Origin of the sequence: Afifella sp. H1R (assembly GCF_021462425.1) — a bacterium.
Lineage (GTDB): Bacteria > Pseudomonadota > Alphaproteobacteria > Rhizobiales > Afifellaceae > Afifella > Afifella aestuarii.
Map to the genome: position 1 here is coordinate 2,087,805 of NZ_JAKEDY010000001.1, position 20,678 is coordinate 2,108,482.

The following is a 20,678-nucleotide window of genomic DNA, read 5'->3' on the forward strand; positions in this document are numbered from 1 at the left end:
GTCTCTCCTTTCACGCTTGCGCATCGGCATGCGAGCCGTAATGGCGGATCTCGTAGAGCTCCTCATTGGCGAGAAGTGGGCGCAGGAGCGCTTCCAGGCGCTCGGCCCATTCCGCGATGCCGGAAGCGGTGGAGATAAGGTCGTTGCGGACTTCGACGAGGGCATGCGCGAGACCGCGCAACGTGCCGTGCCGGTAAAGCGTGTCGCCGGCGAGAGCCCCCGTGTAAGGCTCGTTGTCGCCGATCCTGAGACCATGCTCGCCCCTCAGCGCCTCCAGGAGCGGCAGCGGCAGGCGGGGATCCTTGTCCCACAGAATGCCCGCATGCCAGGGCCGCCGCGTTCCCTTCCAATCCGGCGTGAACGAATGCACCGAAAAGATGACCGGCGGACGCCCCGTCTCGATCATCTGATCGATCGTCTCCGACACCTTGCGATGGTACGGCCGATAGAAGCGCTCAAGACGGCGCTCGCGCTCATCGGCTCCGATGCGGGCATTGCCGGGCACCACCGCCCCGTCCGAAATCCGCATGACGAGCGTCGGATCGTCCTCGCCACGATTGGGGTCGATCAGCAATCTGGAGAATTGCGTGAGAACCGCCGGCGCATCCAGACGTTCGGCGAGTTCCTCGCTCAACGCACCGGCGCCGATATCGTAGGCGATGTGGCGCTCGAGCTCCGCCGCCGGCATGCCGAGATCTTCATATTCCGGAGGCATGCGCCGCGAAGCGTGATCGCAGAGGATCAGAATTCCGCCACCCGGATCGCCTGGGACAACCTTGTAGGAATCGGCAGGCGCGGTCTCGGTCACGGCCCGCGCCGCATTCGTGTCGTTCATCTGTCCGTGTGAAGCAGTTTCGCAAGGGGCCCGGCCATGATAGGCCCTGCCATCCATAACGCCGCCGGGCTTCGAGGCCAAGGCGTGCCGGAGATTGTCTTGAGCGAAGCTGGTGAACGTAGCGGTCTCGTGACCGCAATGCCGGATATCATCCCGATGTCCGCGCTGGTGCTCGGCGCCTTTGCCATGGGCGCCTCCCCGATCTTTGTCCGTTTTGCCGAAGTCGGCCCTTTGACGAGCGCCTTTTGGCGCGTGGCGCTCGCCCTGCCGCTCTTATGGATCTGGGCGAGGCTCGAAACCCCGTCCGGCCGCGTCGCGCCCTCCTGGCGGCCCGTCGCCGGATCGCTCGCGCTGGCCGGCATCTTCTTTGCCGGCGATCTCACCTTCTGGCATCTCGCCGTTCTCAACACGACGGTCGCCAACGCCACCTTCATGGCGACGCTCGCGCCGGTCTGGGTGGCGCTCGGGTCCGGCCTCTTCCTGGGCGAGCCGGTCGACCGCCGGCTTGTCGTCGGATTGGGCCTGTGTCTCCTCGGCGGCGGTTTCCTCATCGGTGAGAGCCTCTCCGTCTCGCCGGAAAATCTCGCCGGCGATATTTATGGCCTCATCACCTCGCTCTTCTTCGGGGGGTATTTCATCGCCGTGCGCCGTGCGCGGCGGGTCCTCGGCGGCGGCCGGACGCTGTTTCTGTCCTCCATCGTCACCGCCTCCGTTCTCGCCGTGGAAGCCGTCTCGATGGAAACGCAGCTTTGGCCGCACAGCGGTGCCGCGATCGGCGCCCTCTTATCGCTTGCCATCATCAGCCATTCCGGCGGCCAGGGCCTTCTCGCCTTCGCCCTCGGCCATCTGCCGGCCGCCTTCTCGGCACTCGTCATCTTTCTGGAAGGGGTTGCCGCGGCTCTCCTCGGCTATCTCGTCTTCGACGAATCGCTCGGCGCCCTCCAGGCCGTCGGTGCGGCCGCGATCTTCGCCGGTGTCATCTTTGCGCGACCCCGAACCCATCGTCCCGTCACCAAGCCGCTCTGAGTGCTCCCCACACCGCCCTCTGCCCAAAATCTCGCCGTTCCAGCAACGACTTTGCCGCACCACCTCGTTGACAAGCCGCGCTCACTGCGCAAAACCCGCGCTGGGGCAGCCGAGAATGTGAGAACGTCGAGAGACCTTATGACGCCAGTACGTCTCGGGCTGATGGTCACCACACTAGCCGCCTTCCTCGCCGCGACAGCCGGAACCGCTTTGGCAGACCTCCGGTTGTGCAACAAGACCTCGAGCCGCGTCGGGGTTGCAATCGGCTACAAGGGAGCCGACGACTGGCAGACGGAAGGCTGGTGGAACATTGATCCCGGCGTATGCGAAACGCTTCTCGCCGGGGCCCTGTCAGCCCGCTACTATTACATTTACGCCGTCGACTACGACCGCGGTGGCGAATGGGGCGGCAAGGCCTTCATGTGCACGCGGGACAAGGAATTCACCATCACCAGTGTCGGCGACTGCGTGGCCCGCGGCTTCCAAAGAACGGGCTTTTTCGAGGTCGACACCGGCCAACAGGCAAGCTGGACAGTACAATTGACAGAACAGACGAGCGGGGGCGTGGACAGCCAATGAGGCGCAATCGCAAGGTCAAGATCCTGGCAACCCTGGGTCCTGCCTCGAACACCGCTGAGACGATCAGCGCGCTCTTCGTGGCCGGAGCGGATATTTTTCGCATCAATATGAGCCATGCCACCCATGAGGAAATGCGCCGCCTGGTGCGCCTCATCCGCGACGTGGAGGCCGAGCATGGTCGCCCGATCGGCATTCTCGTAGATCTGCAGGGGCCGAAGCTCAGGATCGGTGAATTCGCCGAAGGCCGCATCCCACTCGAAATCGGCCAGAAGCTCACCCTCGACAGCGACCCGACGCCTGGCGACAAGAATCGGGTGCAGCTGCCGCATCGCGACGTGATGGAATCCCTGCGCCCCGGCGCCCGCGTTCTCCTCGATGACGGCCGCGTCCAGCTGCGCGTCATCAAGAACGCGCCGGACAAGGCGGAAACCGAGGTGATCGCCGGCTCGCAGCTTTCCAACCGCAAGGGCGTCAGCCTGCCGGACACGACGCTGAAGACCTCGGCCCTCACTCCGAAGGACCGGCGCGATCTCGAAGCCGCGCTCGAAGAGCCGATCGATTGGGTCGCGATGTCCTTCATTCAGCGCCCGGACGACATCGCCGAAGTGCGCAAGCTGGCGCGCGGGCGTGTCGGCGTGCTCGCCAAGATCGAAAAACCCCAGGCCGTCGAACAGCTCGACGAGATTATCGAGCTCGCCGATGCCATCATGGTGGCGCGCGGCGATCTCGGCGTCGAAATCCCGCTCGAGCAGGTGCCGGGCATTCAAAAGCGCATCACGCGGGCCGGCCGGGCCGCCGGCAAGCCGGTCGTCGTGGCGACTCAGATGCTGGAATCGATGATCGGCGCGGCGACCCCGACGCGCGCCGAGGTGTCGGACGTGGCCGGCGCCGTCTTCGAAGGGGCCGATGCCGTCATGCTGTCGGCCGAATCGGCATCCGGCGAGCATCCCGTCGATGCGGTGCGCGTGATGAATTCCATCGCGGAAGCGGTCGAGCGCGATCAATATTATCCGATGATCATCAATGCCCAGCGGGCCGAACCGCTGGCAACCGGCGCCGATGCCATTACGGCCGCAGCGCGCCAGATCGCCGAAACCCTGTCGCTTGCGGCCATCGTCTGCTTCACATCGTCGGGTTCGACGAGCATGCGCGCCTCGCGCGAGCGGCCGACCGTGCCGATCCTCGCTCTGTCGCCCGTACGCGAAACGGCACGTCGGCTCTCCCTCGTCTGGGGACTGCATTGTGTCGTCAGCGACGACGTCATGAACATCGACGAAATGGTCGACCGCGCCTGCTCCGTTGCCCACAACGAGGGCTTTGCGGCACCTGGAGAACGGATCATCACGACGGCTGGCGTCCCGTTCGGCACGCCGGGGTCGACCAATCTCCTGCGGCTCGCCTTCGTCAGCCCGGACGGTCATTCAGGGATGTAAGGCCGGCCTCTGGCCAGCATCTGAAAAGAGAAAAGGCGCCGAGCCCCTCGGCGCCTCACCTGCTGCGGCGAACACTTGGCACACCAGACGCTCTGTCAGGAGACGTCTGCCAAGAGACGCCGGACCAGAACACCCGGCCAGCGATCAGATCTCCTGGCCGGCCTGTTCCTTTTCCAGCTCTTCGAGCGCCTCGCGCGCTTCCGTCAATTGGGGATGGATGGCAAGCGCTGCCTTGAACGCGGCGATCGCCTCGTCCTTCTCGTCGAGCTCGCGCAAGATCATACCGAGCCCGACGAGCGCCCCGAAATGGCGCGGCTCGATCTGCAGCGTGCGCTCGATATCGGCGATCGACTTGCCGTATTCCTTCTGAGCGAAATGCGCGGTTGCCCGCTTGTTCCACCCTTCGGCAAAACCTGGATCGAGAATCACCACCCGGTCGAGCACGTCGAGAGCGGCGCCCCATTCCTCGCCGTTCATCGCCCGGCTCGCCCAGCCCATGAACAGATCGATCGTGTCGCTGTCGGATTCGCGGAAACGGCGCAGCAGCTCGCTCTCCGCCGGCTTGGCGGAGGCCTCGTTCGGCGCGACCTTGAGCATCTCGAAGAGGTCATCTTGCGAGAGGTCGCGCAGCGACGGCGCCTCATGGCGCATGATGGATGACGGATGGCCAGGGGATGGGTTGGCCCGCGGCAGCTCCTGCGCCCCGCCCTGAGACGGGATCGTGAGAGCGGCAAGGAGCGCGGCACAGCCGGCGCTCAGGCACAAAAGTTTCCTCATGCCGGAAAGCTAGAGCCTGCCGACATCGGCGTCAAAGGGGGAAATGCAACAAGAGGGCCGCGCAAAGACGGCCACCGGAAGGGTTCAGCCCTGGCGGACTTTGAACTTCTTCTGCGTCTTGTTGATGATGTAGATGCGTCCCTTGCGACGAACCATGCGGTTCTCGCGGTGACGGTTCTTCAGCGTCTTCAGCGAATTGCGAATTTTCATTGATCTCTCGCAGCGCCCTTCAGGCGCGCGCCCGTGCTCGTTTTCGGCGGTGAGATAGGCGCGGGTAGCGCCTTTTGTCAATCCGCAGAGGGAGAATCTGCGCTTTGTCGGCATGACGCGCGCCTCCCCGCCACCTATGCTCGCTCTCTTTGGGACGATCCCAGCAAAATAGCAGGAGAACCGGCATGCCTTCACCCATTCTGTCGTGGCAGGTCTGGGCACTTCTTGCCGCCGTCTTCGCCGCCCTGACGGCGATCTTCGCCAAAATCGGCGTGGAAAACGTCAACTCCGATCTCGCCACCTTCATCCGCACGGTGGTCATCCTGGTGGCTCTGGGCGGGATCCTCATAGCCCTCGGCGAATTCCGCGGGCTGCCGGAGATCCCGGCGCGCAGCTACGCCTTTCTCGTTCTCTCGGGCCTCGCCACCGGCGCGTCCTGGCTCTGCTATTTCCGCGCGCTCCAGCTCGGAAACGCCTCGCAGGTGGCCCCGATCGACAAATTGAGCGTGCTTCTGGTCGCCATCTTCGGCGTCACCTTCCTCGGAGAGAAACTGAGCGCGCTCAACTGGCTCGGGATCGCCGCCATTGCCGGCGGCACCTTCCTCGTCGCCTATCGCGCCTGAAGCTCGCTGCGTCCGCGGATGAGCGCACCGAACAGCTCCTCGTCGCCGATCACGCCTTTGACGCCGTCGTCACCGACGACGACGAAATCTCCCCGATGCATGAGCCGCGCATCGATCAGATCGCGCAACCCGGTCTCGCGACCGACCCGCACCAGGCTTCCGGGCGCCAGAGAACCGGAGCGGAGATTTTGCAGATCGATGAGCGGCAGCGTCTCACCGTTGCGCACGATTCCATCCGAGACGAGTTGGTAGCTCTCGGCGCCGCCGTTCTCGGCTCCTGCCCCCTCGCCCGTGGCCGTCGACCCCTCTCCGTTCACCCGCAGAGGCCGCATCACCTCCTGCGCCCGCAGGACGTTGAGCGGGTTCATATGCGAGACGAAGGCGCGCACATACTCGCTCGCCGGCGACAGCACGATCTCCTGCGGCGTGCCGACCTGGACGATGATGCCGCCTTCCATGATGGCGATGCGGTTGCCGAGCTTCAAAGCCTCGTCGAGATCGTGACTGACGAAGATGATGGTGCGCTGAAGCCGCCGCTGGAGGTCGAGAAGCTCGTCCTGCAGGCGGTCGCGGATCAGAGGATCGAGTGCCGAAAACGGCTCATCCATGAGAAGGATCGGCGCATCGTTGGCGAGCGCGCGGGCAAGCCCCACGCGCTGCTGCATGCCGCCCGACAATTCCTCCACGCGCTTGTCGCCCCAGCCGCCGAGGCCGACGAGCTCGAGCTGGCGTTCCACGTCCTTGCGCCGACGGCGGCGCCCGACATGCGAGAGTTCGAGCCCGAGCGCCACGTTTTCGCGCACCGTCCGCCACGGCAGCAGCGCGAATTGCTGGAACACCATGGAGACGCGGTTGCGCCTGAGTTTGCGCAATTGCCGCGTTCCGCAGGAATGCACCGGCACGTCGCTCTCACCGTTATGCACGAAGACCTCGCCGCGCGTCACCGGATTGAGACCGTTGACGGCGCGCAGCAGCGTCGACTTGCCGGAGCCGGAAAGCCCCATCAGCACCACGACCTCGCCGTCATAGACGTCGAGGTCGGCATTCTTGACGCCGACGATCTGATTGGTCTCGTCCTGGATCTCGGCGCGGCTCTTGCCGGCATCGATCAGCGGCAGCGCTTTCGCCGGATGATCGCCGAAGACGATATCGACGCCTTTGAAGCGGACGACCGGCTGGCGTGAGGATCTCCCGCTCATGCCTTTTTGTCCGTCTGGCCGCGGCACAGGCGATCGAGGATGATGGCGACGAGGACGATCGCCACGCCCACCTCGAAGCCGCGGGCGATGTTGACCTGGTTGAGCGCTCGCAGCGTCGGCACGCCGAGCCCGTCGGCACCGACCAGGGCGGCGATCACCACCATGGAGAGTGACAGCATGATCGTCTGCGTGAGCCCCGCCATGATCTGCGGCAGGGCATAGGGAAGCTCGACCTTGAAGAGGCGCTGCCAGGAGGTGGCCCCGAAGGAATCGGCCGCCTCGATCAAAGGCCGCGGCGTCGAAACGATGCCGAGCTGGGTGAGGCGGATGGGTGCCGGAATGGCGAAGACGACCGTGGCGATCAGGCCCGGCACCATGCCGAGCCCGAAGAGAATGAGCGCCGGGATGAGATAGACGAAGGTCGGGATCGTCTGCATCAGATCGAGGATCGGCCGCAGCCCCTGCATCAGCCAGGGTCGTCGCGCCGCCGCAATGCCGATCGGCACGCCGATCACCATGCAGATGATGGCGGAGGACAGAACGAGAGCGAGCGTTTCCGTCGTCTCTTCCCAATAGCCCTGATTGACGATGAGAAGGAGACCCGCCGCCACGAAGATCGCAAAAGCCAGCGAGCGCCTCAGGAGAAAAGCCAGCACCGCGGTGAACGCGATGACCGCAAACGCCGGTGGCTTTTGCAGGAGAAACAGGATCGCGTCGATCACATAGCTGAGGGCAAAGGAGATGCTATCGAAGAAGCCGGAGGCGTTGGCTGTCAGCCAGTCGACGCCGTCGCGCGCCAATGCGCCGATCGGCAGTTTGTGCTCTGTCAGCCACTCCATACGCTCTTCGTTCCCCCTTGCTTCACCGCGCGAAACAGCAGCGGCCATGGGGGCGCAAGAAACCAGACTCCTCGGCGACTTCCAAGTGCAATCGCACGATCGGCCTCGCCTCGTACCGCTTTCGCTTGCGGCAGAGCGACATCAAAATCTCCTGTTCACACGGCCGTGAAGGCGCGTGAAACGGCGGTTTCTGGCCACGCCAGGAACGCCCGATTTCCACAGCGCGGCTTTGTCACAGAGGCGCCGTCTCGCCAGAGAGAAACTATGGCGCCAAACGCTGAGCGGCCGCCGAAAGCTGAGCGGCCGCCGAGAGCTGAGTGGCCGGAGGGGCATCCCCTCCGGCTCAGACTGTCTCGGGCGCGGCCTATTTGGCGGCGATGTCGTGCTCGGCCGCCTGGTCGAAGAGCGCGCTGAACTTCTTCTTCGCCATGCCCGGCGTCTTCACGGCTTTGGCCTCTTCGAGATTGCTCGAGGGATCGCCGACGACGATGAGCGCCACCATACCCATGGCGAAATGCGGTGTGCAGCGAACGCCGTAGACGCCTTCCTTGTCGAGCGTCACGGAGAAATCCTTGCTCGTCTTGCTCTTGAAGGCTTCAGCACCCTCCGGGAGCATGCCCTTCATGGTTTCGGCGTTGTGCCCAGGATTGGCGGCGATGAAATTGATCGTGTCGCCCGGCTGCGCCCGCACGAAATCCGGTTCGAAGACCATGACGCCCTTTTCGCCCTTGTTGAGCATCTTGACGTCGAACTCTTCCGCCTGAGCCGGGAGCGCAAAGGATGCGAGCGCGAGGCTGGCGGCGAAAGCGGCGAGAGAGGTCTTGGCAAGGGTCATGATCATGGTCCTGTCGTTGCGGCGTCCGGGGGTGCGCCATGGCGTCTTGATAGAGCCCTTCCGACCGACCAACTTTGTGCAATCACAAACACTTGGGTCTTTGACGTGGCGTCACCCGCCCGTCTCTCAGGCGGTGAGATGGCGATAGATCGCCGGCAGCGCCGCCGGAAGCCGCTCGCCATGCGGGACGATCGCATAGGCGCCGCGGCCGAAGAGATAGGGAAAGTAATCGCGCGCCGCCTCATCGACGGTGACACCGAAGACGCGGATGCCCTCCTTGCGCGCCTCGCGGATCGCCATGCGCGTATCCTCGATGCCGTAGCGGCCCTCGTAATAATCGATGTCGTTCGGCTTACCGTCGGTCAGAAGCAGGAGCAGCCGGTGCCGCTGCGGCCGCTCTTTGAGGCCGGCGGCGACATGCCGGATGGCAGCACCCATCCTCGTATACTGGCCAGGTTTGAGCGCCTCGATCCTCCGGATCACGCGCCCGCCGAGCGGCTCGTTGTAATCCTTGACGCTCGCAACGCGCACAGATGTCCGGCGCCTGGAGGTGAAGGTGAAGAGCGCATGCTCGTCGCCACAGGCGGTGAGCCCGTACGTCAGGGCAAGGAGCGCGCTCTTCTCCACGTCGAGCACGCGGTGGCCACCGAGCCACGCATCCGTCGACAGCGAGACATCCATGAGGACGGCCATGGAGAGATCGCGGTCATTGGCGCGCGCCGTGGTGAAGACACGCTCCGATCCCGCGCCGCCCGCCCGGCGCTCGGCGATATCGCGGACGATCGCCGCAAGATCGATGTCCTCGCCATCGGGCTCGCCATAAAAGATCTGCCGTTTCGGGCGGAGCGCCTCGAACTGCCGCCGGACCTGGCGAATGCGCCGCTGCATCTCCGCATCGGGCGTCCAGTCCTCGCCCTCTTCGGCCGCCGGTCCGGCGATCACCCGGCAATGATCGCGGCGATAGCATTGGCGCTTGAAGTCCCATTCCGCATAGGTGAGGCTCGCAGAAAGCGCCTCCCCTTCGACCGCTGCCGGCGCCAGATCGAGATCCATCTTCACGCGACTTGCGGCGCGCTGCCGGTTCGAGCCGATGCTGAGTTCGGGCAAATCGTCGGCCGCCTGCCTTGCGCCGTCCTCGTCGTCGTCTTCGACCTTGCGGTTGACGTTGACCATCTCGGCGACGCTGAAGATCGTCTCGAAACGGTGCAGGATCAGCGGATCGCCGCGCTCGCTCTGCTCGCTGTCGTGGCGCGAGGCCCGCCGGCGCCTGGCATCGACTGTGACGGATTCCCCGCCCGGCTCGTCGCCCTCCTCCGCGCGGGCCAACCCGTCACCGGCCATCACCTCGCCCCAGAGCGGCACCGGCAGGAACGGCCGGTAACCCCGCGGGGCTGAGAGGCCAATGGCAGCATGCGCGTCCTCGATCTGTGCCAGGAACCGTCCGCCATCGGCCCGGCGGCCGCCCAGAAGGCTCATGATCGCAGCCTCGATCTCGGCCTCGGCGCCGGAGAGAGCCCGGCGCGGGCGCACCTCCAGCGTCGCCTGCCGCAAACGCTGATAGGTCGCCCGCAATCCGGGCCAGGCGACGAGCGTCGTGCGGATTGCGGCGACCGCGGCCCGCAGCCGCAAGACGTCCGCAACGAGCGGATCGGCGGCCGTCGGTGTGGGCCCGGCATGCGCGAACCAGGCCGCGAGCCATTCATAAAGCGCCTCGTTGTCGGCGCGGGCCGGAAAAACGTCGAGCACATCCGGCAGCCGCAGCGTCTCGGCATCGAGGATCGCCCGGGGCATCTTTTCCGCCCCGAGCCCGACCTTCTGCAAGAGCGGCAGCCGGTGCAAGGAGACGCTCGCGGCCCCTTCGGTGATGCGGACGGCACCGCTGCCGCCGAAGGCGCGAAACATGACGCCGAGCCGCGTGCGCACCTCGTCGAGACGGACGGCCGCCTCCGGATGATGCCGATAGGTGCTGACGCCACCCACAAGCCTGTGCCAGAAGACGCCGACCGTCTCCTCGGGCTCGAAGATCGACATCGCCGTCAGCCGAGCGCGATCTCTGCGATGCGGGCAAGCGCCGTCATCACGTCGGGATCGTCGGTCAGCGGCTGCAGGAGCGCCGCCTCGATCGCGATCTCCGGCTTGATGCCGCTTGCGATCAGGCTGGCGCAATGGATGACGAGACGCGTCGAGGCGCCTTCTTCGATGTCCTGACCCGTGAGTTCGCGCAGCGCATTGGCGACCCGCACCAGCGGCACGCAGCGCTCGCGCGGCAATCCGCTTTCGCTCGAAACGATGCGCGCCTCTTCCTCAGGTGCCGGAAAGCCGAACTCGAGCGCCACAAAACGCTGGCGCGTGCTCGGCTTCAAGGATTTCAGGACATTCTGGTAGCCGGGATTGTACGACACGACGAGCATGAATTCCGGCGGCGCGGCGAGGAGCTCGCCGGTGCGTTCAAGCGGCAGGAGACGGCGGTCGTCGGTGACCGGATGCAGAACGACGGTCACGTCCTTGCGGGCCTCCACCACCTCGTCGAGATAGACGATCGCGCCTTCGCGCACCGCCCGCGTCAGCGGCCCGTCGACCCAGACCGTCTCACCGCCCTTCAGAAGATAGCGCCCGGTGAGATCGGCCGAGGTGAGGTCGTCGTGGCAGGAGACCGTGTAGAGCTTCCGCCCGAGCCTTTCGGCCATGTGCGCGACGAAGCGGGTCTTTCCGCAGCCGGTCGGCCCCTTCAGAAGCACCGGCAGCTGGTTGCGATAGGCGTGTTCGAAGAGGAGGCATTCGGAGCCCGAGGGCGCGTAGAAGGGAAGCTCCGGCTCGGACAGGGCTGTGTTGATCAGCGCGGACATGATGGGCTCCGGCGGGTGTTCGGGAGATTTCGGCTGCTCGGGAAAAGACGCCGGGCGGGAGCCCCGCCCGGCGCTGGCTCAATCTATTCGGCGGGCTGCAAGACCGCAGTCTGGCTGGCACGGCGTTCCCGCACGGGACCGAAAATCGAATAGAGGTAGAGAAGCGCGGCCACGACCACGAGGGCTCCGGAGCCGAGACGGATCCAGTAGAACATGGCGAGTTGGTCCTGCACCTCCATGTAGCTTTCGCCCATCACGCGCTGCAGCTGGATCTGGACGATGCCCGCGAAGGTAAGCGCGAAGGTCATCACCGTCATCGCCGTCGTCATGATCCAGAAGGAGAGGATGTTGAGCGACTGGTTGTAGGGCTTGTGGCCGCGCAGATACGGCATCGCATAGGTGATGAGCGCAAGGTTCAGCATCACATAGGCGCCGAAGAAGGCGAGATGGCCGTGGGCTGCGGTGAGCTGCGTGCCGTGGCTGTAATAGTTCACGAAGGACAGGGTGTGCAGGAAGCCCCACACGCCCGCGCCGAAGAAGGCACCCACCGTGCAGCCGAGAGACCACAGCATCGCGGCCTTGTTCGGATGATCGCGCCGACCGCGCCAGGCCATCGAGAAGGCGAAGATCACCATGGCGAAGAAGGGCGCGACTTCGAGCGCCGAGAAGATCGAGCCGACCCACTGCCAGTACCCTGGCGCACCGATCCAGTAATAATGATGGCCGGTGCCCAGAAGCCCCGAAAACAGCGCCAGTCCGACGATCGAATAAAGCCATTTTTCGATGACCTCGCGATCGACGCCGGTCATCTTGATCATCAGGAAGGCGAGGACGGAGGCCATCACCAGTTCCCAGACGCCTTCGACCCACAGGTGGACGATGTACCACCAGTAGACCTTGTCGAGAGAGATGTTGGTGGGCTCGTAGAAGGCGAACAGCCAGAAGACTGCGATGCCCCAGAGGCCCAGAAGCAGGACATTGGTGACCGCCGTCTTGCGACCGCGCAGCACCGTCATCGAGATGTTGTAGAGGAAGATCACCGCGACGACGGCGATCGCCACCTTGATCCACAAAGGCTGTTCCAGGAACTCGCGCCCTTCATGGATGCCGACCGTATAGCCGGCGACGGCCGACAGCGCCCCGAACATCAAGAGCCCGAGCTGCACATAGGCGAGGAACGGGCTTTCGATATCCCGCTCCGCCTCTTCCGGCACGAGGTAATAGGCGCAGCCGAAGAAGCCCATCAAAAGCCAGACGATCAGCGCATTGGTGTGGATCATCCGGATGATGTTGAAGGGCAGCAATTCCGACAGGAAGTTCGGCAGGACGTAGACGGTCCCGGCCAGCCCGCCGGCGAGAAGCTGGACGGCGAAGAGGCTCATGGCGCCGGCGAAGTACCAGTACGCCACTCTTTGCGATGCGTATTTCATGGGCTTTGTTCCTTCAGCCGGCGTCGTTCGGCGGCCAGTCCTGCGTGTCGATGCGGCTGGTCCATTCCAGGAAGTCGATGAGATCGTTCAGTTCTTTTTCGCTGAGATCGAAGTGCGGCATCTGCCGGCGCCCTTCGATGCCGGTCGGCATGGAGCGGATCCAGGCTTTGAGGCCTTCGCGCGCGATCTCCGGATCGTCGCGCCCGCCGTAGCGCACCCAGACATTGCCGAGCTCGGGGGCGAAATAGGCGCCTTCGCCGAGCAGCGTGTGGCAGTCGATGCAGGCGTTCTTTTCCCACACCCTCTTGCCGTGCGCGACGGCCGGCGTGAGCGTCGCCGTGTCGGTCGATTGGCTCACGATGTGCCAGTGGCTCTCAGCCGTCAGGCCGACGAAGGCGACGAAAAAGAAGATCGACCCGCCATAGAAAATGTTGCGGGCCGCGGATTTGGTGAAGCGCTCGCTCATCGCGCGTGGCTCCGGTGACAGGCAGGCATGGCGTTCCTCTTGCTGCAGGCACTCGTGTCGATGGGCAGACGACTTACGCAGCCACGCCCCGGCGCTCTTTGCAGAAACGCAAACTTTGGAAGCGGCAGGAGCTTCGTGCTCGGAACGGCGCCATATGCGCGGGGCCACGAGCTTGTGTTTGCGCAAAGTCGCGCGCGCTCGCCCCTGCTACCTGCCCTGCCGGAACATCAGAGGACTTCGGCGATGACGGAGGCGGCGATGACGGATGCGGCAGAGGAGATTGCGGAAGGCTGGGGCCCGCTCGACGGCCTGCCCGGCAATCCGATGATGTGGATCCTGATCCTCGGAGAAATGCTGGTCTTCGCCATCCTCCTCGCCGGGTTCAGCATCACGAGAGCGCTTCACCCGGCGGAGTTCGCGGCCTCGCAGGCGCATCTCCATCCGCTCCTCGCCGGCCTCGCCACGATCACGCTCGTGACGAGCGGCTGGCTTGCGGCTCGTGCGCTTCACTCCGTCCGGCGCGGAGAGAGCGGGCGCCCACAGCTTGTCGCGGCGATGCTGATCGGCAGCGGTTTCCTGATCCTCAAAGGCATCGAATACGGGCGCGCATTCGCGGCCGGCATCGGCATCGAAACCGACACCTTCTTCACCCTCTACTTTTTGATCACCGGCTTCCACGCACTCCACGTGGTCATGGGCATCATCGTGCTCGCCATAGTCGCGTGGCAGAACAGTGCCGAGAACATCGAAACCGGAACCGCGTTCTGGCACATGGTGGATCTCGTCTGGATCCTCATCTTCCCGACCCTTTATCTGCTGCGGTGAGTGAGATGCGGGACATCGATCTGGCCTGGCTCGCGCTCGTCGCGCTGACACTGTTGTCGCTCGGCTCCAGCAGCACCGCCGGTGCCGTGTCGGCAGCCCTCATCCTCGCCCTTGCCGCGGCCAAGGCGATGGCGATCCTGCGCTGGTTTCTGGAGATCGGTCAGGCATCCCGAGGCTGGAGGCTCCTGCTCGACTTCTATGTCGTCGCCATCTGCACCACCATCGCCAGCATCTTCCTGATCGCCGGTCAATTTGCCGAGGCGGGATGAAGCCCGCACGCCGAGGTCTCAAAATTCTCGGCTCTGCGGCAAGTTTTTCGAAAGCCTGGTTCCGCTCGTGAAAAGCCATTCCTTGTGCGCGCGGGCTTTCGCGCACAAAAGGTGCGGGCGCTGCGGCCGAGGCCGCTTCCTTAACCGACCGCTGCGCTGCTAAGAGCCGAGACCTTATGCTTCAGCTATCTCCACATTCAGACAAAAGCGCGCCAGGCGGCTCCTCCGGCGGCCCCCAAAGCGGCCCCCAAAGCGGCTCGGCAGACGAGACTGCGATCGTGCGCTTCGCCTCGGCCGGCAAGCGTTTTGCGGCACCGGACGGTGGCGCCGAATTCGTCGCCCTCGACGACATCGATCTCACCGTGTCCGAAGGCAGCATCACCGGCATCATCGGGCGCTCCGGCGCCGGCAAATCGACGCTCATCCGCATGGTCAACGGCCTGGAACGGCCGAGCTCCGGGCAGGTCATCGTCGATGGCATCGACGTGGCGGCGATGGACGAGCGCAAGATGCGCACGCTGCGGCGGTCCGTCGGCATGATCTTCCAGCATTTCAACCTGCTGTCGTCGCGAACGGCCTATGCCAACGTAGCGCTGCCTTTGGAAATCGCGGGCGTCTCCAAGGCCGAGATTGCCAAACGCGTCACGCCGCTCCTCGAGCTCGTCGGCATCGCCGACAAGCGCGACCGTTACCCGGCCGAAATGTCGGGCGGCCAGAAACAGCGCGTCGGCATCGCCCGTGCACTCGCCACCAACCCCAAGGTCCTCCTGTCGGACGAGGCGACCAGTGCGCTCGATCCGGAGACGACCCGCTCGGTTCTGGCGCTTCTGAAACAGGTCAATCGCGAGCTCGGCCTCACCGTCCTTCTCATCACCCACGAAATGCAGGTGGTGCGCGAGATCGCCGACCAGGTCGCCGTTCTCGATCGCGGCCGCATCGTGGAAAAAGGCGACACCTATTCCGTCTTCGCCCGGCCGCAGCACCCGGTCACACGCACCTTCCTGGAAGGCGTGACGGGCGTGCGCCTGCCCGCCTTCGTGACCGAAAAGATGAGGAGCGAACCGGAGCCGGGCGCCGCCGCGGTCGTCCAAATCGTCTTCACCGGTCCGACCGCGACCGACCCGATCCTCGCCGAAATCGGCAAGACGCTCGCAACCGACGTCAACATCCTGGCCGGCGCTGTCGATGAAATCGCCGGCAAGCCGTTCGGCACGCTCGTCGTCGCGATCGACCAGGCGGCGCTCGCCCCTGCGCAGGCGCTCATCGAAGAGCGCGGCCTGACCTCGGAGGTCCTCGGCTATGTCCGCTAACATGTTCTGGCTGCTCTGGTCGGCGACGCTCGATACGCTCTTCATGGTGGCCGTCTCCGCCCTCATCGGCGTCGCCATCGGCGCACCGCTCGGCATCTTTCTCGCCACCAGCCGCAAGGGCGAGCTCTTCGCCGCGCCCGCCGTCAACCGCATCCTCGGCGCGATCGTGAACGCGGTGCGCTCCACGCCCTTCATCATCCTGGTGGTGGCGATCATCCCCTTCACGCGGCTTCTGACCGGCACCTCGATCGGCACCACGGCGGCGATCGTGCCGTTGACGGTGGCGACCTTCCCCTTCGTCGCGCGCCTCATCGAATCCTCCATTCGCGAGGTCGATCCGGGGTTGATCGAGGCGGCGCGCGCCATGGGCGCGAGCCCGCTGCAGATCGTCCTCAAAGTGCTGGTGCCGGAAGCGCGGCCCTCCATCACCCTCGGCCTCACCCTCACCGTCGTCAGCCTCATCGGCTATTCCGCCATGGTCGGCGCCGTCGGTGGCGGCGGCCTCGGCGATCTCGGCATCCGCTACGGCTATCAGCGCTTCATGCCGGAGATGATGCTGGCGGTGGTCGTCGTCCTCATCGTCCTCGTTCAGGCCGTGCAGTCGACGGGCGACAAGCTCGCCCGCCATTTCGACAAGCGCAGCCGCAGCAACTGAGCTTCAAAGACCCTCTCAAAACGGAAAGTATCGTCATGGGTTTGAAAACACTCCTCCTCGCAGGTTCGCTGGCCCTCGGCCTCACCGTTCCCGCTCTCGCAGAAACCATCACCGTCGGCGTGACGCCCGGCGAGCAGGGCGAGATCATGGAAAAGGTCCAGGAAATCGCCGCCAAAGACGGCCTCGACATCAAGGTCCTGGAATTCTCCGACTACGTCGTCCCGAACCAGGCCCTGGCGGACGGCGAGCTCGATGCCAACGCCTTCCAGCATCAGCCCTATCTCGACGCTCAGATCGCCGATCGCGGCTTCGACATCGTCGCCGTCGCGCCGACGATCAACACGCCGATGGGCGTCTATTCCAACAAGGTGGAAAAGATCGACGACCTTCCGGAAGGTGCGAAGGTCGCCATCCCGAACGATCCGACCAATGGCGGTCGCGCGCTTCTCCTCCTCCAGGATGCCGGCCTCATCACGCTTGATCCGGATGCCGGGCTGAAGGCGACGCCGCTCGACGTCACCGACAACCCGAAGAACATCGACATCATCGAGCTCGACGCAGCGCAGCTGCCGCGCTCCCTGCCCGATGTCGATGCGGCCGCGATCAACACCAATTACGCGCTGGAAGCCGGCCTCGACCCGCGCGCCGATGCCATCGCCAAGGAATCGGCGAAGTCGCCTTATGTGAACGTCATCGCCGTGCGCAGCGAAGACAAGGACGCCGAATGGGTGAAGCGCTTCGTCAAGGCCTATCATGACGAGGCAATCCGCGACTTCATCAACGAGCGCTTCAACGGTGCCGTCATCGCCTCCTGGTGAGGCTGAGCCATTTTCTCTGACAATCGCCGACGCGGAGCGTTCTGCACCGCGTCGGCAGCCTCCTGCGACCTCTGCGACGCGAGCCCATGAGCCGCCCTCGAGATTGTCGCCCGACAAAGAAGAGCGGCCGCGCTCGGGCGTAGCATCCTTTCGGTTCGAGAGGAGACACCAATGCCCGCACCGCCTTTGTCGTGGAACTTCGCCGACATGGCCGTCGACGAATTCCTCACCCGCTACAAAAACGCCATCCCGGTCTTCATCCGCCGCCGGCTCTTGTGCATCGGCTGTCCCTTCGGCCACATGCACTCCGTGCGCGACGCCTGCACCGAGCACGGGATCGAGCCGGAACCGCTTCTGCGCGAGCTTGCAGAGCACGTGATCCCGCATGAGCGCCCGGAGCATCAGGCCGAAACGTCCGAGCCGCGAAAGGAGGGGCCTTGAATCCTATGCACACGAGAAATCCCGCGGAGACCGGCAAGCCGATCACACGCACCGATCAGGGCTTCGACATCGATGTCGGCCTTCTCGCCGAGGCCTTCGCGCTCGACGTGGAGGAGGTGCGCACGCTCATGCGCCAGGGCGAGATCAAGAGCCGGCTCGAGCGCGGCCAGGACCGCGACGCCGGCACCTTCCGGCTCGTCTTCTTCCATCACGACCGGCGCGCGACCTTCGTGGTCGACGAGGAGGGACATCTCCTCCGCCGGACCTGCTTCACGCTCACCGACCTCGCGGCGGCCCACAGCCCCAGGGCGCCTCAATAAAACGGGGCCGGGTTCGTCCCCGCTATTCGGCCCCCTCGGCGATGACGACGAGGGCATGCGGATCGCACACCACGATCTTCTTTCGACCGCTCGAGACGAGGCCCCTCGCCTCCCAGGCACTGAGGAGCCGGCTCACCGTGTGCAGCGTCGTGCCGGTCATTTCCGCCACGTCCTGACGGGTGATCGGAAAATCGATCAGAACGCCTTCGTCGGTCTTGCGGCCCGCCTGCTTGACGAGGCGCAGGAGGGCATGGGCGACCCGCCGCTCCACCTCTTCGGTGGAGAGTTCGCGGATGCGCGTATGGGCGTCCTGCAGCCTTTGTCCGACCGTCGCCAGAGCATTGACGGCCAGCGCCGGGCAGCGCGCGACGAGCATATCCCACTGGCTCATCGGCCAGGCGAGAGTCAGGCTGTCGGCGACCGCCGTCGCCGTGCCCGGATAGTCCGGACGGCGGATCGCCTTGGCGATGCCGTAAATGTCGCCCGGATTGACATGGCGCACGACGATCTGCTGCCCGTCGGGCGTCGATTGCGTCACCTTGAGGCGCCCATGCAAGAGGGCAAAAAACTCTCCCGCCGGATCGCCCTGGTTGAAGACCGCGGTGTTGATCGGAATCCGCCGCGTCGTGGCCGAGGCGAGGACCGCATCGAGATCCTCGTCTGAAAGCGTTGCAAAGACGCCGAGATCCTTCACCAGCGAGCGGTCGAGATGTGGGGCGGGCATTCTTCCTCCGGCATCGGCGCACACGGCGGCAGAGATCACCGCGCGCAATCGCGAGCTTCGTTCCACTGTCAAAAGTCGTGCCGCGCCAGATGGTTCATCCGCATCGGCACGAAGATTGGACAGGCTTCGGATGCGTCAGAGCATAAAGAAAGAGGGGCCGCCTGCGCAGCCCCTCTCTTGTCTCTTGCCGGTGCGGGAGAATTATTCTGACTGGCTCGCCTGACCGCCGCAAAAGCTCGCCATCTCACTTGCCGAAAGCTGGCCATCGTCATCGGCATCCATCGCCTTGAACATACGCTCATGCACGGCCTGGACCTCTTCGAGCGACAGCGAACCGTTGCCGTCTGTGTCCATCATGACGAGCATCATCTTGCTCATATGAGGCCCCATCATGCCCATGGCGCCGCCCTGCATTCCGCCAGCGCCCATCATACCGGGCCCCATGCTGCCTTGGCCCATCATGCCAGGTCCCATCGCGCCTTGACCCATCATGCCCTGGCCCATCATCTGCCCGGCATTGTCGCCGGCATGATGCGCCTCGTGCTGGCTCATCGGCGTGCTGGCCTCCTGGGCCTGTGCGGCAACCGCGCCGAAGGCCGTTGCGGTCGCGAGCGCTGAAACGGCGAGAAATTTCTTCATGGGAGAACTCCTGTTCTTTCGAGTGGCCCCGCCGGGGAGAGGGCGGGCATATGCGGCATGTCGATCCCGGCGCCGCAGGCCGGGCGAAGCCTCCGATGGCTTCAGGGGGAAGGTTGCGCTGCGTCAGGGAAGGGCCGCGCCGCACTCTCTTCGGCCTGCAAGGCGCGCTGGTCCGCTGTCCATAACGTTTTGATGTAGGTCAGCACGGCATGGATCTCGTCCGGCTCCAACACGCCCTCGAAGGGCGGCATGGTGAGATCCGGCGTGCCGTTGAACGGATCGCGCCAGCCCTTAAGGATCATTTGGTAGAGCACCCCGTCGGGATGGCGCCAGGTATGCCCTTGGGCATTATGAGGTGGCGGCAGGAGGTTGCCGTTCTCATCCGGCTTCTGCCAGTTTTCGGTGCCCTCGCCCGCTTCTCCGTGGCAGGAGGCACAATAATCGCCGTAAATCTGCCTGCCGGCCGCGACGATCTCCGGATCGGACGGTGTCGCCCCGTCCGCCAGCGCATTCGAAACGGCCACGAGGCTGGCGAGAATGACGCCCAGGCCTTTAATCATCGGCCCGCGTCCAGCTCTCCGCATGGTCGCGGCTGACGAAGAGGCCGCCATCCTCGGTTCCGGCGAAGACCACGCCTTCCGCGCCGACAGCAAGCGCCGTCACCGCGCTCTCTGGCGCAGCCGCATCGCTCCAGCTCCGCCCGCCATCGCTGCTCTTGGAAAGCGTTGCGCCGGCCGCGGCATAGACATCTTCAGGATGCGCAGGATCGGCCGCGACAGCTTCCACGCTGCCGGGAAAATCCCCAACCTCGCGCCACAGGCAGAAGCAGTCCTGCGAAATGCGCAGGCCTTCGGAGGTCGCGACATAGATCCAGCCGGTCTCCATGCTACCCTCCATGCCGGTGTGAACGATCTCATTGACGCTGCCGACGACGGCATCGAGCTTGGCCGTGAGCGCGCCTTCGCGCGGTTCCGGACCGCGGCTCACCTTCGCCCACTCAACCCCGGCATTGCGGGTGCGGTAGATGCCCTTTTCGGGGATATAGGCGTAAAGCGTGTCGGCCTCGCTCGCATGTGTGGCAAAGGCCGTGACATGGGTGCCAGGCAGATCGCCGTTCGCCTCGCTCCAGCTCTCGCCGTCGTCCTTGGAGGCAAAGAGGCCGATCTCGGGCCCGGCTGCGTAGAGCGCATGATCGTCTCCCGCAGCCACGGAGATCTTATCCAGCCTGCCGGCGGCTTCGGCCGGCACATCGAGCCTGCTCCAGCTCCTGCCCGCATCGCGGCTGACGAAGAGATTGCCGCTCGCGATCTTGAGAAGTTCGTCCGGAGCCGCCACTGCGAGGGAGGTGACGGAGCCCGAAACCGTTTCGGCCTGGGCAAGGGCGAAAGAAGGGAGGGTCGCGAAAAAGAGAGCGAAAAGCGGCCGCTTCAGCGCGGAGAGCATGGAGGCCTTGGGAAGATGCGTATCTGTCGGGAGCATGGTGGCGTCGGAAAAATGCAAGGGGAAACCGTGGGAGGAGTGGAGAACGGACCGCTCCACCGAGCGGGCGGCCATGCCGGCCGCCCATATTGAGGGCTAA

25 protein-coding genes are annotated in these 20,678 nt (G+C 64.9%); 11 read left to right on the forward strand and 14 right to left on the reverse strand.

What is annotated here, in order from left to right:
- Window positions 1-10 precede the first annotated feature (10 nt).
- A complete protein-coding gene (locus L0F51_RS09830) occupies window positions 11-835 on the reverse strand; it encodes an N-formylglutamate amidohydrolase (protein WP_234628995.1) in 825 nt (274 codons plus the stop codon).
- 99 nt (window positions 836-934) lie between these two features.
- On the opposite strand from L0F51_RS09830, the gene L0F51_RS09835 reads away from it, so the two are divergent.
- The 3 genes from L0F51_RS09835 to pyk all read left to right on the forward strand — a co-directional run bounded on the left by L0F51_RS09835 (window position 935) and on the right by pyk (window position 3,873).
- Entirely contained in the window at window positions 935-1,861 is a 927-nt protein-coding gene (locus L0F51_RS09835; RefSeq protein WP_234628996.1) for a DMT family transporter, read from the forward strand.
- A gap of 162 nt (window positions 1,862-2,023) precedes the next feature.
- A complete protein-coding gene (locus tag L0F51_RS09840; protein ID WP_234629393.1) occupies window positions 2,024-2,440 on the forward strand; it encodes a DUF1036 domain-containing protein in 417 nt (138 codons plus the stop codon).
- Window positions 2,437-3,873, forward strand: coding sequence for a pyruvate kinase (gene pyk, locus L0F51_RS09845; RefSeq protein ID WP_234628997.1), 1,437 nt, complete (start codon window positions 2,437-2,439; stop codon window positions 3,871-3,873). Before L0F51_RS09840 ends, pyk begins: the two co-directional genes overlap by 4 nt.
- Window positions 3,874-4,017: 144 nt before the next feature.
- Here pyk and L0F51_RS09850 read toward each other — a convergent pair whose 3' ends face one another.
- Both L0F51_RS09850 and ykgO read right to left on the reverse strand, forming a co-directional pair.
- Window positions 4,018-4,650, reverse strand: a complete 633-nt coding sequence (locus L0F51_RS09850) for a tetratricopeptide repeat protein (RefSeq protein WP_234628998.1) — start codon at window positions 4,648-4,650, stop codon at window positions 4,018-4,020.
- An 84-nt stretch (window positions 4,651-4,734) separates the two neighbouring features.
- Window positions 4,735-4,860 (reverse strand): type B 50S ribosomal protein L36, encoded by a 126-nt coding sequence (ykgO, locus tag L0F51_RS09855; RefSeq protein WP_092815928.1) that lies wholly within the window; start codon window positions 4,858-4,860, stop codon window positions 4,735-4,737.
- 185 nt (window positions 4,861-5,045) lie between these two features.
- On the opposite strand from ykgO, the gene L0F51_RS09860 reads away from it, so the two are divergent.
- Window positions 5,046-5,483 (forward strand): EamA family transporter, encoded by a 438-nt coding sequence (locus tag L0F51_RS09860; RefSeq protein ID WP_128291040.1) that lies wholly within the window; start codon window positions 5,046-5,048, stop codon window positions 5,481-5,483.
- Here the strand turns inward: L0F51_RS09860 and choV are convergent.
- From choV to L0F51_RS09895, 7 genes are all read right to left on the reverse strand, one after another.
- Window positions 5,471-6,682, reverse strand: coding sequence for a choline ABC transporter ATP-binding protein (gene choV, locus L0F51_RS09865; RefSeq protein WP_234628999.1), 1,212 nt, complete (start codon window positions 6,680-6,682; stop codon window positions 5,471-5,473). The genes L0F51_RS09860 and choV overlap by 13 nt on opposite strands.
- On the reverse strand, window positions 6,679-7,521 hold the full coding sequence (gene choW, locus L0F51_RS09870) for a choline ABC transporter permease subunit (protein WP_128291038.1): 843 nt from the start codon (window positions 7,519-7,521) through the stop codon (window positions 6,679-6,681). The genes choV and choW overlap by 4 nt, the downstream gene beginning before the upstream one ends.
- 364 nt (window positions 7,522-7,885) lie before the next feature.
- Window positions 7,886-8,356: a pseudoazurin gene (locus tag L0F51_RS09875; protein WP_234629394.1), complete on the reverse strand. Its 471-nt coding sequence runs from the start codon at window positions 8,354-8,356 to the stop codon at window positions 7,886-7,888.
- Between the two features lie 126 nt (window positions 8,357-8,482).
- Window positions 8,483-10,387 (reverse strand): nitric oxide reductase activation protein NorD, encoded by a 1,905-nt coding sequence (locus tag L0F51_RS09880; protein ID WP_234629000.1) that lies wholly within the window; start codon window positions 10,385-10,387, stop codon window positions 8,483-8,485.
- Between the two features lie 5 nt (window positions 10,388-10,392).
- The gene (locus L0F51_RS09885) at window positions 10,393-11,202 is read right to left on the reverse strand and encodes a CbbQ/NirQ/NorQ/GpvN family protein (protein ID WP_234629001.1); all 810 of its coding nucleotides are present in this window, start codon (window positions 11,200-11,202) and stop codon (window positions 10,393-10,395) included.
- Window positions 11,203-11,285: 83 nt separating this feature from the next.
- Window positions 11,286-12,632 carry a cbb3-type cytochrome c oxidase subunit I gene (locus L0F51_RS09890; RefSeq protein WP_234629002.1) on the reverse strand — a complete coding sequence of 449 codons (1,347 nt, stop codon included), beginning with the start codon at window positions 12,630-12,632 and terminating at the stop codon, window positions 11,286-11,288.
- 13 nt (window positions 12,633-12,645) lie between these two features.
- A complete protein-coding gene (locus L0F51_RS09895) occupies window positions 12,646-13,098 on the reverse strand; it encodes a c-type cytochrome (RefSeq protein ID WP_234629003.1) in 453 nt (150 codons plus the stop codon).
- Between the two features lie 258 nt (window positions 13,099-13,356).
- Here L0F51_RS09895 and L0F51_RS09900 point away from each other — a divergent pair, with 258 nt between their 5' ends.
- The 7 genes from L0F51_RS09900 (at window position 13,357) to L0F51_RS09930 (ending at window position 17,736) form a co-directional block, all read left to right on the forward strand.
- Window positions 13,357-13,923: a cytochrome c oxidase subunit 3 family protein gene (locus tag L0F51_RS09900; RefSeq protein ID WP_234629004.1), complete on the forward strand. Its 567-nt coding sequence runs from the start codon at window positions 13,357-13,359 to the stop codon at window positions 13,921-13,923.
- Window positions 13,924-13,928: 5 nt separating this feature from the next.
- Complete coding sequence (locus L0F51_RS09905; protein ID WP_234629005.1) at window positions 13,929-14,192, forward strand: cytochrome C oxidase subunit IV family protein; 264 nt, start codon at window positions 13,929-13,931, stop codon at window positions 14,190-14,192.
- A gap of 275 nt (window positions 14,193-14,467) precedes the next feature.
- Window positions 14,468-15,502 (forward strand): methionine ABC transporter ATP-binding protein, encoded by a 1,035-nt coding sequence (locus L0F51_RS09910; RefSeq protein ID WP_370642385.1) that lies wholly within the window; start codon window positions 14,468-14,470, stop codon window positions 15,500-15,502.
- Complete coding sequence (locus L0F51_RS09915) at window positions 15,492-16,157, forward strand: methionine ABC transporter permease (protein WP_234629007.1); 666 nt, start codon at window positions 15,492-15,494, stop codon at window positions 16,155-16,157. Before L0F51_RS09910 ends, L0F51_RS09915 begins: the two co-directional genes overlap by 11 nt.
- Before the next feature lie 41 nt (window positions 16,158-16,198).
- Window positions 16,199-16,975: a MetQ/NlpA family ABC transporter substrate-binding protein gene (locus L0F51_RS09920; RefSeq protein ID WP_234629395.1), complete on the forward strand. Its 777-nt coding sequence runs from the start codon at window positions 16,199-16,201 to the stop codon at window positions 16,973-16,975.
- A 171-nt stretch (window positions 16,976-17,146) separates the two neighbouring features.
- Complete coding sequence (locus L0F51_RS09925; RefSeq protein WP_234629008.1) at window positions 17,147-17,416, forward strand: DUF1858 domain-containing protein; 270 nt, start codon at window positions 17,147-17,149, stop codon at window positions 17,414-17,416.
- A gap of 5 nt (window positions 17,417-17,421) precedes the next feature.
- Window positions 17,422-17,736 carry a DUF6522 family protein gene (locus L0F51_RS09930; protein ID WP_234629009.1) on the forward strand — a complete coding sequence of 105 codons (315 nt, stop codon included), beginning with the start codon at window positions 17,422-17,424 and terminating at the stop codon, window positions 17,734-17,736.
- 22 nt (window positions 17,737-17,758) lie between these two features.
- Here L0F51_RS09930 and L0F51_RS09935 read toward each other — a convergent pair whose 3' ends face one another.
- The 4 genes from L0F51_RS09935 to L0F51_RS09950 all read right to left on the reverse strand — a co-directional run bounded on the left by L0F51_RS09935 (window position 17,759) and on the right by L0F51_RS09950 (window position 20,653).
- Window positions 17,759-18,460: a Crp/Fnr family transcriptional regulator gene (locus tag L0F51_RS09935; RefSeq protein WP_234629010.1), complete on the reverse strand. Its 702-nt coding sequence runs from the start codon at window positions 18,458-18,460 to the stop codon at window positions 17,759-17,761.
- 201 nt (window positions 18,461-18,661) lie between these two features.
- Entirely contained in the window at window positions 18,662-19,099 is a 438-nt protein-coding gene (locus L0F51_RS09940; RefSeq protein ID WP_234629011.1) for an EF-hand domain-containing protein, read from the reverse strand.
- A gap of 101 nt (window positions 19,100-19,200) precedes the next feature.
- Window positions 19,201-19,659 carry a cytochrome c gene (locus L0F51_RS09945; RefSeq protein ID WP_234629012.1) on the reverse strand — a complete coding sequence of 153 codons (459 nt, stop codon included), beginning with the start codon at window positions 19,657-19,659 and terminating at the stop codon, window positions 19,201-19,203.
- On the reverse strand, window positions 19,652-20,653 hold the full coding sequence (locus L0F51_RS09950; RefSeq protein WP_234629013.1) for a YCF48-related protein: 1,002 nt from the start codon (window positions 20,651-20,653) through the stop codon (window positions 19,652-19,654). Before L0F51_RS09950 ends, L0F51_RS09945 begins: the two co-directional genes overlap by 8 nt.
- Between the last annotated feature and the right edge of the window lie 25 nt (window positions 20,654-20,678).

Excerpts from the sequence above, each read along its gene's own strand:
- L0F51_RS09830 (WP_234628995.1), bottom strand. The coding sequence starts at position 835 with ATGAACGACACGAATGCGGCGCGGGCCGTGACCGAGACCGCGCCTGCC.
- L0F51_RS09840 (WP_234629393.1), top strand. The coding sequence starts at position 2,024 with ATGGTCACCACACTAGCCGCCTTCCTCGCCGCGACAGCCGGAACCGCT.
- pyk (WP_234628997.1), top strand. The coding sequence starts at position 2,437 with ATGAGGCGCAATCGCAAGGTCAAGATCCTGGCAACCCTGGGTCCTGCC.
- L0F51_RS09850 (WP_234628998.1), bottom strand. The coding sequence starts at position 4,650 with ATGAGGAAACTTTTGTGCCTGAGCGCCGGCTGTGCCGCGCTCCTTGCC.
- ykgO (WP_092815928.1), bottom strand. The coding sequence starts at position 4,860 with ATGAAAATTCGCAATTCGCTGAAGACGCTGAAGAACCGTCACCGCGAG.
- L0F51_RS09860 (WP_128291040.1), top strand. The coding sequence starts at position 5,046 with ATGCCTTCACCCATTCTGTCGTGGCAGGTCTGGGCACTTCTTGCCGCC.
- choV (WP_234628999.1), bottom strand. The coding sequence starts at position 6,682 with ATGAGCGGGAGATCCTCACGCCAGCCGGTCGTCCGCTTCAAAGGCGTC.
- choW (WP_128291038.1), bottom strand. The coding sequence starts at position 7,521 with ATGGAGTGGCTGACAGAGCACAAACTGCCGATCGGCGCATTGGCGCGC.
- L0F51_RS09875 (WP_234629394.1), bottom strand. The coding sequence starts at position 8,356 with ATGACCCTTGCCAAGACCTCTCTCGCCGCTTTCGCCGCCAGCCTCGCG.
- L0F51_RS09880 (WP_234629000.1), bottom strand. The coding sequence starts at position 10,387 with ATGTCGATCTTCGAGCCCGAGGAGACGGTCGGCGTCTTCTGGCACAGG.
- L0F51_RS09885 (WP_234629001.1), bottom strand. The coding sequence starts at position 11,202 with ATGTCCGCGCTGATCAACACAGCCCTGTCCGAGCCGGAGCTTCCCTTC.
- L0F51_RS09890 (WP_234629002.1), bottom strand. The coding sequence starts at position 12,632 with ATGAAATACGCATCGCAAAGAGTGGCGTACTGGTACTTCGCCGGCGCC.
- L0F51_RS09895 (WP_234629003.1), bottom strand. The coding sequence starts at position 13,098 with ATGAGCGAGCGCTTCACCAAATCCGCGGCCCGCAACATTTTCTATGGC.
- L0F51_RS09900 (WP_234629004.1), top strand. The coding sequence starts at position 13,357 with ATGACGGATGCGGCAGAGGAGATTGCGGAAGGCTGGGGCCCGCTCGAC.
- L0F51_RS09905 (WP_234629005.1), top strand. The coding sequence starts at position 13,929 with ATGCGGGACATCGATCTGGCCTGGCTCGCGCTCGTCGCGCTGACACTG.
- L0F51_RS09915 (WP_234629007.1), top strand. The coding sequence starts at position 15,492 with ATGTCCGCTAACATGTTCTGGCTGCTCTGGTCGGCGACGCTCGATACG.
- L0F51_RS09925 (WP_234629008.1), top strand. The coding sequence starts at position 17,147 with ATGCCCGCACCGCCTTTGTCGTGGAACTTCGCCGACATGGCCGTCGAC.
- L0F51_RS09930 (WP_234629009.1), top strand. The coding sequence starts at position 17,422 with ATGCACACGAGAAATCCCGCGGAGACCGGCAAGCCGATCACACGCACC.
- L0F51_RS09935 (WP_234629010.1), bottom strand. The coding sequence starts at position 18,460 with ATGCCCGCCCCACATCTCGACCGCTCGCTGGTGAAGGATCTCGGCGTC.
- L0F51_RS09940 (WP_234629011.1), bottom strand. The coding sequence starts at position 19,099 with ATGAAGAAATTTCTCGCCGTTTCAGCGCTCGCGACCGCAACGGCCTTC.
- L0F51_RS09945 (WP_234629012.1), bottom strand. The coding sequence starts at position 19,659 with ATGATTAAAGGCCTGGGCGTCATTCTCGCCAGCCTCGTGGCCGTTTCG.
- L0F51_RS09950 (WP_234629013.1), bottom strand. The coding sequence starts at position 20,653 with ATGGCCGCCCGCTCGGTGGAGCGGTCCGTTCTCCACTCCTCCCACGGT.